The organism is Micromonospora sp. SH-82 (genome assembly GCF_051132485.1).
Taxonomy (GTDB): Bacteria; Actinomycetota; Actinomycetes; order Mycobacteriales; family Micromonosporaceae; genus Micromonospora.
The window spans coordinates 3810005-3823212 of the sequence record NZ_CP148049.1; the positions used below are offsets into that span (position 1 = coordinate 3810005).

The 13208-nt window shown below is 72.4% G+C and carries 13 protein-coding genes; 11 read left to right on the plus strand and 2 right to left on the minus strand.

Going from position 1 to position 13208, the window contains the following annotated elements:
• Window positions 1-11: 11 nt before the first annotated feature.
• The 10 genes from WHN02_RS17000 to WHN02_RS17045 all read left to right on the plus strand — a co-directional run bounded on the left by WHN02_RS17000 (window position 12) and on the right by WHN02_RS17045 (window position 11351).
• Window positions 12-956 (plus strand): DUF6039 family protein, encoded by a 945-nt coding sequence (locus WHN02_RS17000; protein ID WP_434739728.1) that lies wholly within the window; start codon window positions 12-14, stop codon window positions 954-956.
• Window positions 957-959: 3 nt separating this feature from the next.
• Entirely contained in the window at window positions 960-2765 is a 1806-nt protein-coding gene (locus WHN02_RS17005; protein ID WP_434739729.1) for a non-ribosomal peptide synthetase, read from the plus strand.
• Window position 2766: 1 nt separating this feature from the next.
• Complete coding sequence (locus WHN02_RS17010) at window positions 2767-3732, plus strand: chlorinating enzyme (RefSeq protein ID WP_434739730.1); 966 nt, start codon at window positions 2767-2769, stop codon at window positions 3730-3732.
• Complete coding sequence (locus tag WHN02_RS17015) at window positions 3729-3959, plus strand: phosphopantetheine-binding protein (RefSeq protein ID WP_350898735.1); 231 nt, start codon at window positions 3729-3731, stop codon at window positions 3957-3959. Before WHN02_RS17010 ends, WHN02_RS17015 begins: the two co-directional genes overlap by 4 nt.
• Entirely contained in the window at window positions 3956-5194 is a 1239-nt protein-coding gene (locus tag WHN02_RS17020; protein ID WP_434739731.1) for a beta-ketoacyl synthase N-terminal-like domain-containing protein, read from the plus strand. Before WHN02_RS17015 ends, WHN02_RS17020 begins: the two co-directional genes overlap by 4 nt.
• Before the next feature lie 6 nt (window positions 5195-5200).
• On the plus strand, window positions 5201-6400 hold the full coding sequence (locus WHN02_RS17025) for an NAD(P)/FAD-dependent oxidoreductase (protein WP_434739732.1): 1200 nt from the start codon (window positions 5201-5203) through the stop codon (window positions 6398-6400).
• Between the two features lie 133 nt (window positions 6401-6533).
• On the plus strand, window positions 6534-8054 hold the full coding sequence (locus tag WHN02_RS17030) for an ABC transporter substrate-binding protein (protein WP_434739733.1): 1521 nt from the start codon (window positions 6534-6536) through the stop codon (window positions 8052-8054).
• Window positions 8051-9007: an ABC transporter permease gene (locus WHN02_RS17035; protein ID WP_434739734.1), complete on the plus strand. Its 957-nt coding sequence runs from the start codon at window positions 8051-8053 to the stop codon at window positions 9005-9007. Before WHN02_RS17030 ends, WHN02_RS17035 begins: the two co-directional genes overlap by 4 nt.
• Window positions 9004-9795, plus strand: a complete 792-nt coding sequence (locus tag WHN02_RS17040) for an ABC transporter permease (RefSeq protein ID WP_434739735.1) — start codon at window positions 9004-9006, stop codon at window positions 9793-9795. The genes WHN02_RS17035 and WHN02_RS17040 overlap by 4 nt, the downstream gene beginning before the upstream one ends.
• Window positions 9792-11351, plus strand: a complete 1560-nt coding sequence (locus WHN02_RS17045) for an ABC transporter ATP-binding protein (RefSeq protein ID WP_434739736.1) — start codon at window positions 9792-9794, stop codon at window positions 11349-11351. The genes WHN02_RS17040 and WHN02_RS17045 overlap by 4 nt, the downstream gene beginning before the upstream one ends.
• Window positions 11352-11414: 63 nt before the next feature.
• Here the strand turns inward: WHN02_RS17045 and WHN02_RS17050 are convergent, their stop codons facing one another.
• Window positions 11415-11825, minus strand: a complete 411-nt coding sequence (locus WHN02_RS17050; protein ID WP_434739737.1) for a DUF3224 domain-containing protein — start codon at window positions 11823-11825, stop codon at window positions 11415-11417.
• A 37-nt stretch (window positions 11826-11862) separates the two neighbouring features.
• A complete protein-coding gene (locus WHN02_RS17055) occupies window positions 11863-12228 on the minus strand; it encodes a VOC family protein (RefSeq protein WP_434739738.1) in 366 nt (121 codons plus the stop codon).
• 238 nt (window positions 12229-12466) lie between these two features.
• Here WHN02_RS17055 and WHN02_RS17060 point away from each other — a divergent pair, with 238 nt between their 5' ends.
• On the plus strand, window positions 12467-13204 hold the full coding sequence (locus tag WHN02_RS17060; RefSeq protein ID WP_434739739.1) for a class I SAM-dependent DNA methyltransferase: 738 nt from the start codon (window positions 12467-12469) through the stop codon (window positions 13202-13204).
• Window positions 13205-13208 lie beyond the last annotated feature (4 nt).

Below are 13208 nucleotides of genomic sequence, written 5' to 3' on the forward strand. Positions count from 1 at the left end.
AAGGAGTGCCGATGACCGCGACTTCGAGTCGACAGTTCGTCCTACCGGTGGCGCAGGCCCAGACCTCGCTGGCGCGGGACGCGATCCTGCACTCGGGCAACGCCGGGGTGATCGTGGAGCGGACCGGCCAACTGCGGGCCGAGTTCCGCTCCGAGGGACGGCAGTTCGCCCGGGAACTATCCGAGTACATCAACACCCGGTACGCGGGGATCGTCTCGGTCTTCGTCTACGAGGAGACCTTCGGCGTCAAGGACCGACTCCACTGGCTGATGCACATCTCGTCCCTGCACGCGTACGAGACGTTGGTGCAGATGGGCAGCCAGGACGCCGGATGGCGGGACATCATCATGCGCCAACGGATCCCCGACGAGCGCGGCGGCGGATCCTGGGACCGGATGTTCGTCGACGGGGGTCTGCAGGAGACCGTCCTGATCCCCTCGGCGTTCGGCATGTACGGCACCTCGTCGTCCACCCCGGACTCGGTGACCACCACCCCCGACGGACCGGCCACGTTCACCGTCCCGGTGGCCCGGCAGCAGACCGACGTCCCGGTCGACGAGCAGCTCGACTCGACCACCTGCGGGATCCTCATGCACCGCGTCGGCGAGCTGCGCTACGAGTTCCGGGCGGAGGGTCGGGCGTTCGCCAGGGCGCTCTGCGAGAGCTGGAACCGGGCCCTGGCCGGTCACGCCACGATCTACCTGTACGAGGAGGCGTTCGGCCGCTCCGACCGGATCCACCACTTCATCCACCTCAAGTCGCTCAGCTCCTACTACACCCTGATGGGCGTACGGGCGACGAGCGACCCGGCCACCCGGGAGGTCTTCACCAGGCAGTGGATCCCGCAAGAAAAGGGCGGGGGTGGCTGGGAGCGGATGTTCGTCCAGTCCAGCCTCACCGACCTGGCCCTGACCCCCCAGCACTGGGGGATGTACGCGACCACGTCGGAGGAGTGAGGCATGCCCGACAGCCTGCACGCCGCGTTCTCCCGTCGGGCGACCGAGCTGCCCGCCCGGGTCGCGGTCGGCTGCGGGGACGACCAGCTCACCTACGGGGAGTTGGCCACCGCCTCCGACGCACTGGCCGACCGGCTCCGCCGGTGCGGGGTTCGCCGGGGCGTCCGGGTGGGTGTCTGCGTCGACCGCTCCGTCGACCTGGTGGTCTGCCTGGTGGCGGTGCTCAAGGCCGGCGGGGCGTACGTCCCGGTGGACGCCGGGAACCCGGCGGCCCGGGTGGCGTACGTCCTCGGCGACGCCGGGGTCCCGCTGACAGTGGCGGTGACCCGTACCGCCGACGCCCTCGCCGACTGGTCCGGACCGGTCCTGTGGACCGACGCCGACGAGTCCGACGATCCGGCCACCGAGGCAGGACCGTGGGTGTCCGCCGGCCCCGACGACGTCGCCTACGTCATCTACACCTCCGGGTCCACGGGTGCGCCGAAGGGTGTGGAGGTGACGCACCGCAGCGCCGTGGCCCTCCTGGCGCACGCCGGTGACCTGCTGGACTGTGACGACCTGGACGTGTGGTCGATGTGCCACTCGGTCGGGTTCGACTTCTCGGTCTGGGAGGTGTGGGGGGCACTGTCCACCGGGGGGAAGCTCGTCGTCGTCCCGTCCGGGGTGACCCGGAATCCGACCCTACTGCTCGACCTCCTGCGCCGGGAACGGGTCACCGTCGTCAACCAGACCCCCTCGGCGTTCCGGGGACTCGTCGCCGTCGACGCGACCGCACCCGACCCCGTCGGGCTGGACCTGCGACTCGTCGTCTTCGGTGGGGAACGCCTCGACGTGGCCACCCTGGCGCCGTGGATCGCCCGACGCGGCGACGCCTCCCCCCGCCTGCTCAACATGTACGGCATCACCGAGGTGACGGTCCACGCCACCTACCGGTGGATCACCGCCGCCGACCTGGACCGTCCGACGGTCAGCCCGATCGGTCGGGCCCTGCCCGGGATGCGGGTGGAACCCCGGGACCGGGCCGGTCGGGCGGTGCCCGAGGGCGAGCCCGGCGAGCTGTACGTCAGCGGGACCGGTGTGGCCCGGGGATACCTGGACCGGCCGGACCTGACCGCCGAGCGCTTCGTGGACGTCGAGGGCGTCAGGTGGTACCGCTCCGGTGACCGGGGCGCGTCGGTCGACGGGGACCTCGTCTACCTCGGCCGCCTGGACCGCCAACTAAAGGTCCGGGGTTACCGGATCGAACCGGCGGAGGTGGAGGCCCGGCTGCGGTCCGTGCCCGGGGTGGGCACCGCGGTGGTCGACGCCGAGGACTTCGGCGACGGTGACGTCCGGCTGGTGGCCTTCGTCGCGCCGACCCCGGGGGCACCCGTCGGGTCGGTGACCGAGGCCGACCTGGTCGCCGCCGTCGGTGACCTGCCCGGGTACCTGCGCCCCTCCCGGTTCCACGTCCTCGCCCACCTGCCGGTGACCGGGCAGGGCAAGACGGACCTGGCGGCCCTGCGGTCCGCAGTGGCCGAGCCGGTGCCGTCCGCCCCGCCCGCCCCGTCCGGCCCGGAGGTCGACCCGGTCACCACCGTGGTGAAGGGCGTCGTCGACGAGGTGCTCCGCCGGGACGTCCCGGTCGACGGGGACCTGTTCGACCACGGGGCCACCTCGCTGGCCCTGACCCGGATCGTGGCGACTGTCAACGACCGGTTCGACGTCGCCCTGACCGGTGCCGAGCTCGACGAACCGACGATCGCCTGTCTGGCCCGGGTGATCCGTACCGTGCGCTCCGACGGGGCGCTCCAGCAGGTAGGAGGCTGACATGGCCGAGTCCCACACCCTCAGCGAACAGGAGCTGGCCGACTTCCACCGCAACGGGTTCTTCGGTCCGTTCGACGTCTACGAGGTCGACGAGATGAAGTCCCGGTGGCGGCGGGAACGGCTGCGCCTGATGGACCGTTCGAACGCCGCCTACCGGGACGACAAGGCCCTGTCGGGCAACACGAACATCTCCAACTACGACAGGCACCTCGACAACGCCTTCCTGGCCGACCACGTCTGCCACCCCCGGGTGGTGGACCGGGTCACCAGCGTCCTCGGCCCGAACGTCCAGTGTTGGCGCTCGGAGTTCTTCCCCAAGTACCCGGGCGACGAGGGCACCGACTGGCACCAGGCGGACACCTTCGCCAACGCCTCGGGCAAGCCGCAGATCCTCTGGCCCGGTGACGCCCGGGACTTCGGCGGGACGATCACCGTCTGGACCGCGTTCACCGAGGCCAACGAGGAGACCGGCTGTCTCCAGTTCATCCCCGGTACCCACCGGACGATGTTCTACGACGAGACCAAGCGGATGCACTACGACCCGGCCGGCATCAACAGCCGGGAGAAGGAGGGCGTCCGTCGGGGCTTCTTCGGGTACGACTACCGGGAGCTGCAGATCGACCCGGACTGGAAGCCCGACGAGTCCCAGGCCGTGTCGATGGTGATGCGTCCCGGGCAGGCGATCATGTTCTGGTCCACCCTGATGCACGCCTCCCTCCCACACGCCGGGCGGACCGACGAGATGCGGCTCGGGTTCGCCGGCCGGTACGTCCCCACGTCGGTGGACGTGTACCCGGACACCGACGTCATCGAGGAGTACGGCGGCGCGGTCTCCCTGGACCGGTGGGGTTCGGTCCTGGTGGCCGGGGAGAACGACAACCCGCACAACCGGATGACCACCGAGACCACGGTGGGGCACCCGTTCGCCCGGCGGGTCGCCCCGAGCGCCCCGGCGGCCGGGACGTGACCGTCTTCGAGGTCGTCCGGGACAGCCTCCTGGAGGTGGTCCCGGAGGTCGACCCGGACGCCGTCACCCCCGGCCGGACCCTGGCCGACCTCGGCTGCACCAGCATCGACCGGGCCGAGATCGTGACCCTGTCGATGGAGCGGCTCGGGGTCGTCGTGCCGATCACCGAGTTCCGCGACGTCAACGACCTCGACACCATCGTCGAGCTGCTGGGCAGACACGTGTGAACCGGGTGGCGGTGACCGGCACCGGGATCGTCAGCGCGATCGGGGCCGACGTGGCGGCGTTCACCGCCGCCCTGCGGGCCGGGCGTACCGGCATCGTCGCCACCCCGGACGGGTTGGGTGCCCCGGTGACCGACTGGTCGTTCCCGGAGGCGGTCGCCGGGGCACCCGCCCCGCTGCGGCGGCGGGCGCAACGGTCGGCGGGCCGGTCCCCCCGGCCGGTACGCGTCGCCGTCGCCGCCGCCGTCCAGGCGTGGACGGCGGCCCGCCTCACCGACTCCCCGATCCCCGGTGACCGGGTGGGGGTGGTGGTCGCCGGGCACAACCTCACCGCCCGGTACGTCCACGACCTGCGCCCCGGGTGGGAGGAGAACCCGGCGTACCTGCCGGCCCGGTTCGCCCTGCACGCCCTGGACACCGACCACGTGGGGACGCTGTCCGAGGTCTTCGACGCCACCGGTGAGGGCTGCACCGTCGGAGGGGCCTCGGCCAGCGGCAACGTCGGGGTGGTGCACGCCACCCGGCTGGTGGCGTCCGGGACCGTCGACTGCTGCCTCCTGGTCGGGGCGCTCTGTGAGCTGACCCCCCTGCACCGGCGGGCCTTCGCCGTCCTGGGGGCCCTGGCCGAACCGACGTCGGACCCGGGACGGGCCTGCCGTCCGTTCGACAGGGACCGGTCCGGGTTCGTCCCGGGGGAGGCCGCCGCGGCACTGGTCCTGGAGTCGACGGCGTCGGCGACCCGGCGTGGGGTCCCGCACCGGGCGGTGGTGGCCGGTCACGCCCTCGCCCTGGACGGGGACCGGTCCGCCGCCCCGAACCTCGACGGCGAGGTCCGGGTGATCAGGGCCGCGCTCGCCGCCGCCGGTCTCGCCCCCACCGACGTCGACTACGTCAACGCCCACGCCACCGCCTCCCGGCGGGGGGACGAGGTGGAGGCCGCCGCCCTGGTCGCCGCCCTGGGCGCGGGGGTGGACCGGGCCTTCGTGAACTCGACGAAGGCCCTGACCGGGCACTGTCTCGGGGCCGCCGGGGTGGTGGAGGCGGTGGCGACCGTCGCCCAGCTGTGCGGCGGTTTCGTGCACCCCACCCCGAACCTGGACGACCCGGTCGAACCCCGGCTCCGGTTCGTCGGGCCCGTCGCCCGCCCGGCCGACCTGCGGTACGCGCTGTCCAACGGGTTCGGCTTCGGCGGGATCAACTCCGCCGTCGTCCTCGCCCGCACCCCCGACGAAGGGTAGAGATCAATGTACGACGTCATAGTGGTCGGTGCCCGCTGCGCGGGCGCCCCCACCGCCATGCTCCTGGCCCGCCAGGGACACCGGGTCCTCCTGCTCGACCGCGCCCGGTTCCCCGCCGACACCCTCTCCACCCTCTACATCCAGCAGCCCGGGGTGGCCAGGTTGGCCCGGTGGGGGGTCCTGGACGCGGTACGCGCCTCCGGTGCCCCACCCCTCGACCACGTCGTGTACGAACTCGGCGACGTCCGGGTGGAGGGCTCCTGCAGCGGTGTCGACGGGATCCGGGCCGCGTACGCCCCCCGCCGAACCGTCCTGGACCCGATCCTGGCCGAGGCGGCGGTCTCGGCCGGAGCGGAGTTCCGCGACGACTGTCGGGTGACCGGGCTGGTCCACGACGGTGACCGGGTGGTGGGGGTCCGGTGGTCCGGCCCCGGTGGCGACGGCGAGGACCGGGCCGCCCTGGTGGTCGGCGCGGACGGGATGCGGTCCCGGGTCGCCTCCCTCGTCGGCGCGGAGAAGACCACCGAACACCCGCCGTTGACCTGCGCCTACTACTGCCTGTGGGACGGCCCCCGAACCCACTTCGAGATGTACGAGGGCGACACCGGGTGGGTGTCGGCCGTCCCCACCAACGACGGAGCCGTCCTGGTCGCCGCCTACCACCCGCAGCAGCGGTTCGACGAGGTCCGGCACGACGCGTTCGCCGCGTACCTGGACAACGTCCGGACCAACGCCCCGGCGCTGTACGCCCAGATCGAGCGGGCCGAGCAGGTGGGCACCGTGCAGGGCACCGGGGACCAGCAGAACTTCTTCCGCCGGGCGCACGGGCCGGGGTGGGCGCTCGTCGGTGACGCCGGCCACCACAAGGACTCGCTGACCGCCCGGGGCATCTCCGACGCCTTCATGCAGGCCGAGCTCCTGGCCGAGGCGGTCGGCGACACCGTGGACGACGCCGGTCGGCTCGACGCCGCCCTGGCCGACTACGACAGTCGCCGCACCGCACTGCTCACCGAGAACTACTCCGCCACCCTCCTGGTCGCCCAGGCCGAGGCCCGGGACAAGCGCCGCGCCCTGCTCCGGGCGGTGGGTAGCAGCCCCGAGCTGACCACCCGCTACTTCGACGCGGTGGCCGGGATCGTCGGGCTCCGGGACCTCTACACCCCGGAGTTGCTGGCCCTGATGGCGGCACCGGCGGGCAACGCCTGACCCAGCGCCTCCTATTGAGCAGACGCCGGCGCCGACGGTCGGCGACTGTCAGGGCCTCGTCATCACGACGTACTCGGCACAGGGCACGTTTGGAGGAACAGTGGGGGACGCAAGGTTCTACGATCGTCGTGCGGTGCTCCGACTCGGGCTGCTCACCGGAGCAGCAGTGGTGGGAGCGCCGCTGCTCGCGGGATGCGGCGACGACGCCGAGCCCGCCGGTGGGCCGTCGGGTTCAGGCGGCGCCTCGGTGCCGTCGCTGAAGATCGGCGCGCCGCACGCGGTGACCGACAGCGAGGCCGGCAACCCGCTGGCCACCAGCATCGGTGCCACCCTCATCGTCATGCGGCACGTGTACGACTCGCTGATGGTGCTGGACAACGGCGAGTACAAGTACCAGCTCGCCGAGTCGGTCGAGCCGAACGCCGACGCGACCGAGTGGACCATCAAGCTCCGCTCCGGGGTGACCTTCCACGACGGCCGACCGCTGCGCGCCGCCGACGTGGTGCACAGCCTCCGGGCACTGGGGACCAAGCCGAGCAACCGGGCCTCGGTCTACGCCCTGGTGGACCTGCCGAAGATCACGGCGGTCGACGACCTGACGGTACGGGTGCCGTTGCTGGCCCCCCGGGGCGACTTCAAGGAGGCCGTCCTGGTGGTCTTCTCCCCGGTCTTCCCGGAGGGGCTCACCGACTTCACCAAGCCGATCGGGTCGGGGCCGTACACCCTGGCCGAGCGGAGCGGGACCACCACCCGCCTGGTCGCCAACGAGCAGTACTGGGGTGGCCGCCCGACCGTCGACGAACTGCACGTCGTCGGGATCCTCGACGCGGGGGCCCGGCTCTCCGCCCTCAAGGCCGGGCAGGTCGACTACGCGATCGGGATCAGCGCCACCGGTGCCCGGACCGAGGCCGCCAACAGCGAACTCGTCGTCCACCGGGGCGGCCCGGCCAACGCCAACGCGCTCTCCTTCGCGATGAACCAGAAGCTCGAGCCCTTCGACGACCCCCGGGTACGGCAGGCCGTCCGACTGGCCGCCGACCGGCAGGCCCTGGTCGACAACGCCCTCCTCGGGTACGGCACCACCGCCGACGACGTGGTGGGGATGAAGCTCCCCGGGTACGCCGACCTGGCGCCCCGGGCCCGGGACCTCGACCAGGCCCGGCGGCTGTTCGCCGAGGCCGGCGTCACCGCGCTGACCCTGCGGACCGGGGAGATCGTCCCGGGGATGCTGAACGCCAGCCGGCTCCTGGCCCAGCAGCTCAAGGAGGCCGGGGTCGAGCTGACCCTCGAGGAACTCTCCCCGGACGCCTACTACGCCGACCTGATGACCCTGGCCACCCACCCGTTCCAGGCCTTCTACTACAGCAACCGGCCGGCGGCCGTGCACCTGTCGGCGGTCACCCACGCCAAGGCCCCGTTCAACGTCACCGGCACCTCCGAGGCGTACCAGGGCAAGCTCGCCGCCGCCCAGGCCACCCCGGACGACAAGGCGCGGGAGGCGGCGTTCCGGGCTCTCCAGGAGGAGTTCTACGCCGAGGGCGGCGACCTGCTCTGGGGTTTCCAGGAGCAGCTCGACGCCGGCCGCAAGGGCATCGAGGGGGTGCGGATGGTGCAGTCGGTGCAACTGTTCGACCGGGTCACCGGCCCGGCGTGACGGGCCTGCGGTTCCTCGTCCGGCGGCTCGGCGCTGCGGTGGCGACCCTCTTCGTCGTCGCCGTGGTGCTCTTCGCCGGCTCCGAGGTCCTGCCCGGGGACGCCGCGTCGGCGTCCCTGGGCCCCGACGCCACACTCGAAGAGGTCGAACAGCGCCGGGCCGAACTCGGCGTGGACCGGCCGTGGCCGGGCCGGTTCGTCGAGTGGATCGCCGGGGCGATCCGGCTGGACCTGGGGGTCAGCAGCGTCTCCGGGCAGCCGGTGGTGGACCTGGTGGCGGAGCCGTTGGCCGCCACCGGTCTGCTCGTCGCGGTGACAGCGGCGGTGAGCGTACCGCTGGCGATGGGGTTGGGCCTGGTGTCGGGGTTGCGCCGGGACGGGCGCCTCGACCGGACCCTGTCGGCGGTCGCCGTGGTGGCCGTCTCCATCCCCCAGTTCGTCGTGGCGGGGCTGCTGGTCCTGGTCTTCGCCGACCTGATCCCGGTGCTGCCGGCGATCTCCCTGCCCCCGCTCGGGGGCACCGCACTGGATCGGCCGGAGATCCTGGTCCTCCCGGTGACCGCGCTGACCCTGTTCGGTGCGGCCTGGGCGAGCCGGATCGTCCGGGCCGCCGTGATCGACGCTGACGCGACGCCGCACGTGGAGGCGGCCCGGCTGGCCGGGCTGCCGGAGCGGGTGGTGGTCTGGCGGCACCTGCTCCCGGCGGCGGTCCCGCCCTGCGCCCAGACGTTCGCCTGGCTGCTCAGTGGCCTGTTCGGGGGGACCGCTGTGGTGGAGGTGGTGTTCAACTACCCGGGGCTGTCGCAGACCCTGGTGGCGGCGGTCCGCAACCACGACACCGCCGTCCTGGAGGGGGTCGGGCTCCTCCTCGCGGCGATCATCGTGGTCGCGTTCGTCCTGGCCGACGTGGTGGTCATGGCGGTCGACCCGCGGCTGCGGGTGGCCGGGCGGTGAGCCGGCTGCGGTGGGTCGCCGTCGGGTGCCTGGTCCTCGTCGTCCTCGCGGTGGTGGGGGTGGCCCTGTTCGGGCCGTTCCTGGCCGGGGCACCCGAGCAGATCGTCGGTCTGCCCTACAGCGGCCCCTCACCGGTCAGCCCCCTCGGCACCGACAACTCCGGCCGTGACGTCCTGGACCGGGTCCTCGCCGGGGGACGTCCCCTGGTGGTGGTCCCGGTGGTGGCCACCGTCCTGGCGACACTCCTCGGGCTGCTCCTCGGGTTGGCCGGGGGCTACTTCGCCGGGGTCGTCGACACCGTCGTCAGCCGCCTCGACTACGTCCTGCTGGGACTCCCTCCGGTGCTGATCCTGCTGGTGCTCCTGCACGGGTGGGGGTACAGCGCGACGACGATGACCGCCGTGGTCGTGTTGACCGGTACGCCGTTCGTCTCCCGGGTCACCCGGGCCGAGACCCTGCGGGCGGTGGAGGACGGGTACGTGGTGGCCGCGTACGCCACCGGGGACTCCCACCTGTCGGTGATCTTCCGGGAGATCCTGCCGAACATCATCCGTCCGGTCCTGGCCGACTTCGGCACCCGACTTGCCATCGCGGTCACCCTGACCGCCGCCGCCGGGTTCCTCGGGTTCGGCTCCGGCGGCCCGAACTGGGGCGCCATGATCAGCGAGAACGTCGAGGGGATCCGGTTGACCCCCTGGGGGGTCGCCGTACCCGCAGTCCTGTTGGGGGTGATGACGGTGGCCGCGAACCTGGGGATCGACCGACTGGTCGGCCGGGTGCTGCGATGATCGAGATTCGGGGGCTGCGGATCGCCGACACCACCGGGCGGCCCGTCCTGCGGGACCTGACCCTCACCGTCGGGGACGGGGACCGGATCGGGGTGGTCGGGGAGTCCGGTGCCGGCAAGACCACCCTGGCCCTGGCCCTGGTCGGCGCGGTCCGTCCGGGGCTGCGGGTGGTCGCCGGTGAGGTCCTGGTCGACGGCGAGGACGTCCTGCGGGCCGGTCCCGCCGAGGTCCGGCGGGTCCGTCGCCGGGCTCTGGGCTACCTTCCGCAGGATCCGCCGTCGGCGTTGACCCCCACCCTGCGGATCCGTCGGCAGCTGCGGGAGTTGGCCACCGACCGGACCGAGGCGGCGGTGGCCACCCGGCTGGCCGAGGTGGGGCTTCCGGGGGACGCCGCGTTCCAGCGCCGGTACCCGCACCAGCTCTCCGGCGGTCAGCAGCAGCGACTCGCCCTGGCCCGACTGATGTCGGGCGACCCTCGGGTCCTGATCCTCGACGAGCCGACCACCGGCCTGGACGGGCTGGTCCGCGAGCAGGTGCTCAGCCAGGTGCGTCACCTGGCCGACCGGCGGGGGGTGGGGCTGGTGTTCATCACCCACGACCTCGCCGCGGCGGCCAGGATGACCGACCACCTCGTCGTCCTGCACGACGGTGACGTGGTCGAGCAGGGGCCGACGGCCGAGGTCCTGGGTCGTCCCCGGGCCGCCTACACCCGGCGGCTGCTGGCCGCCGTCGCGGACCTGCGTACCGAACTCGGGCGGCGGGCCGCCCCGCCCCGGCCGGGACCGGTGGTCCTGGAGGTGACCGGACTGACAGCGGTACGGGGACGGCGGGTGGTGCTCGACGACGTCTCGCTCCGCCTGCACGCGGGGGAGTCCCTGGCCCTGTTGGGAACCTCCGGTTGCGGCAAGACCACCCTGGCGCAGAGCGTCACCGGGGCGCTGCGTCCACAGGCGGGACGGGTCACCCTGGGCGGGCGGACCCTGGCGGCCACCCTGCGCCGTCGACCGGTGGCCGAACGCCGCCGGATCCAGCTCGTCCCGCAGGACTCCACCGGATCGCTGAACCCCCGCCGCCCGGTGGGGGCGGCCATCGGGCGGGTCGTCCGACGGGCCCGGGGTCTCACCGCCGGCGAGGCGGCGGCGGAGACCCGCCGGTTGATGGGGCTGGTAGGGCTGGGGGAGGAACTGGCCGACAGGCTTCCCCGGGAACTCTCCGGTGGGCAGCGGCAGCGGGTGGCCATCGCCCGGGCCCTGGCGGCCGGAGCGGACGTCCTCATCTGCGACGAGGTGACCTCGAACCTGGACGCACAGGTGGGGGCGGCGGTCCTGCGCCTGCTGGACTCGCTGCGCACCGAACTCGGGGTGGCGTTGCTGATGGTGACCCACGACCTGGGGGTGGTGGCGCGGCACGCCGAGCGGGTGGTGGTCCTCTCCGGTGGGCGGGTGGTCGACGACGGCCCGGTGGACGACGTCCTCGGCGCCCCCCGGCACGAGGTGACCCGGGCGCTGGTCGCCGCCGCCACGCCGGTGGCGGACCGGTCCGGTTCGGTGGGTTGAGGGGCGAGACCCACAGACGACGACGGGCCGTCGGCGGATGCCGACGGCCCGTCCCGGGTGCGCCTAGACCAGTTCGTCGAGGATGTCGTAGGTCAGGGTGAAGGTGTGGCTGCCGTCCGGGAGCCGACGCATGCTCGCGGTGCCCTGGATACCGGCCAGGTCGCCGGTCCCGGTGCCGGGGACGATGTGCCACTCGGCACCGCCCTCGTCGCTGACCAGTCCGACGGCCTGGTGTTGCAGGACGAAGCTTCCCTTGCTGCCGCCGATGCTCACGTCGAGCCGCTCGTGCCCGACGTAGCCGTTGCCGCCCTGACCGTAGGCGAACAGGAACTGGGCCCGGCTGGTCCCCGACAACTCACCGGTGAAGGTCTTCGTCACCTGGGCCTTGGAGAACTTCATGCCCTCCGGGGACTCCTGCCACTCCTCCTCGTCCCAGGACTCGATCTTGAAGGAGGCTGTCACGGTCGAACTCATGGTGCCGGTTCTCCTCATCAGGTGATCAACACACGGCTCAGTTCCATACCGACGCGCAGAACGGATGCCCGGCCGGATCGAGGTAGATCCGCCACTTGCCACCGCCGGGCTGGTCGGCCGGCTTGGTGGCACCGAGGCGGAGCAGTTCGGCCTCGGCGACATCCAGATCGTCGACCGCGAGGTCGAGGTGCAACTGTTGGGGCACGTCCTGTGACGGCCACTGTGGAGCACGGTAGCCGTCGACCCGCTGCATGGCGAGTGCGACACCGTCGCCGTTGCTCAGGTACGCGCCCGTCTCACTGACCTGGACCGCCTTCAGACCCGCCACCTGCTCGTAGAACTCCGCCAACTCGGTGACGTCCGCGCAGTCCAGTGTCACTGCCGCCCAGCGACCGACAGCCATGCCGTCTCTCCCCCTGATTGGTTGCGCCCAGCAAGGGCACGGTCACTGTAACAACGCTCATGGCGTCGGCAAAGGCACGACGCGGCGGGTGCCGCGGGCCGTCCGGAGCGTTCTCCCCGACCGTCGGAACGGACTTCGTCGTCGTGCTCACAACGGTGCAGCGGCCGACTGATCCCGCAGGTCACGATGCCTGCCTGGCCGGTCCGCCCGGTCAGTCGGGCGCGAGAGAGGTGCGGGTATGGAGGGCTTCGAGCTGTCGACCTACGGGGACGCGATCGCGGACCTGTTCGACGACTTCGGCTGGGCCGGTGACCCGGGGGACACCGAGGAGACCATCCAGTGGCTCGCCGACAACGCCGGCGACGGCCCGGTGCTGGAGTTGGGGGTGGGCACCGGCCGGGTGGCGGTCCCGTTGGCGAACCGGGGCATCGACGTGCACGGCATCGACGCCTCCGAGGGGATGCTCGGCAAGCTCAAGGCCAAGCCCGGGGGTGACCGGGTGACCGTCCACGTCGCGGACTTCACCGACTTCACCCTGCCGTACACGTTCTCCATGGCGTACGCGGTCTTCGACACCCTGCCCTTCGTCACCGACCAGGAGTCGCAGATCCGGTGCTTCGAGCGGGTCGCCGACGTCCTGGCGCCCGGGGGACGCTTCGTCGTCCAGTGCTCGATCCCCGACCCGGCCCGGTACGACAGGGGACAGCGGACCCAGACCCTGCGGGTGGAGAAGGACCACGTCCTGATGACCTTCACCCGTCGGGAGCGGATCACCCAGCGGTCGGCGATCCAGTTCGCGGTCCTCGGCGCCGAGGGCATCAAGTTCTTCCCCATGTACGTCCGGTCGGTGATGCCCTCCGAGATGGACCTGATGGCCCGGGTCGCGGGTCTGACCCTGGAGGCGCAGTGGGCCGACTGGGCCGGGCGGCCCCTCGTCGACTCCTGTCAGCGGTACATCTCGATCTACCGGAAGTGACGGA

What these genes read in the sequence shown, in the direction of transcription:
- WHN02_RS17050 (WP_434739737.1), bottom strand. Translation starts at nt 11,825, where the DNA reads ATGAGTTCGACCGTGACAGCCTCCTTCAAGATCGAGTCCTGGGACGAG.
- WHN02_RS17025 (WP_434739732.1), top strand. Translation starts at nt 5,201, where the DNA reads ATGTACGACGTCATAGTGGTCGGTGCCCGCTGCGCGGGCGCCCCCACC.
- WHN02_RS17000 (WP_434739728.1), top strand. Translation starts at nt 12, where the DNA reads ATGACCGCGACTTCGAGTCGACAGTTCGTCCTACCGGTGGCGCAGGCC.
- WHN02_RS17060 (WP_434739739.1), top strand. Translation starts at nt 12,467, where the DNA reads ATGGAGGGCTTCGAGCTGTCGACCTACGGGGACGCGATCGCGGACCTG.
- WHN02_RS17005 (WP_434739729.1), top strand. Translation starts at nt 960, where the DNA reads ATGCCCGACAGCCTGCACGCCGCGTTCTCCCGTCGGGCGACCGAGCTG.
- WHN02_RS17055 (WP_434739738.1), bottom strand. Translation starts at nt 12,228, where the DNA reads ATGGCTGTCGGTCGCTGGGCGGCAGTGACACTGGACTGCGCGGACGTC.
- WHN02_RS17010 (WP_434739730.1), top strand. Translation starts at nt 2,767, where the DNA reads ATGGCCGAGTCCCACACCCTCAGCGAACAGGAGCTGGCCGACTTCCAC.
- WHN02_RS17045 (WP_434739736.1), top strand. Translation starts at nt 9,792, where the DNA reads ATGATCGAGATTCGGGGGCTGCGGATCGCCGACACCACCGGGCGGCCC.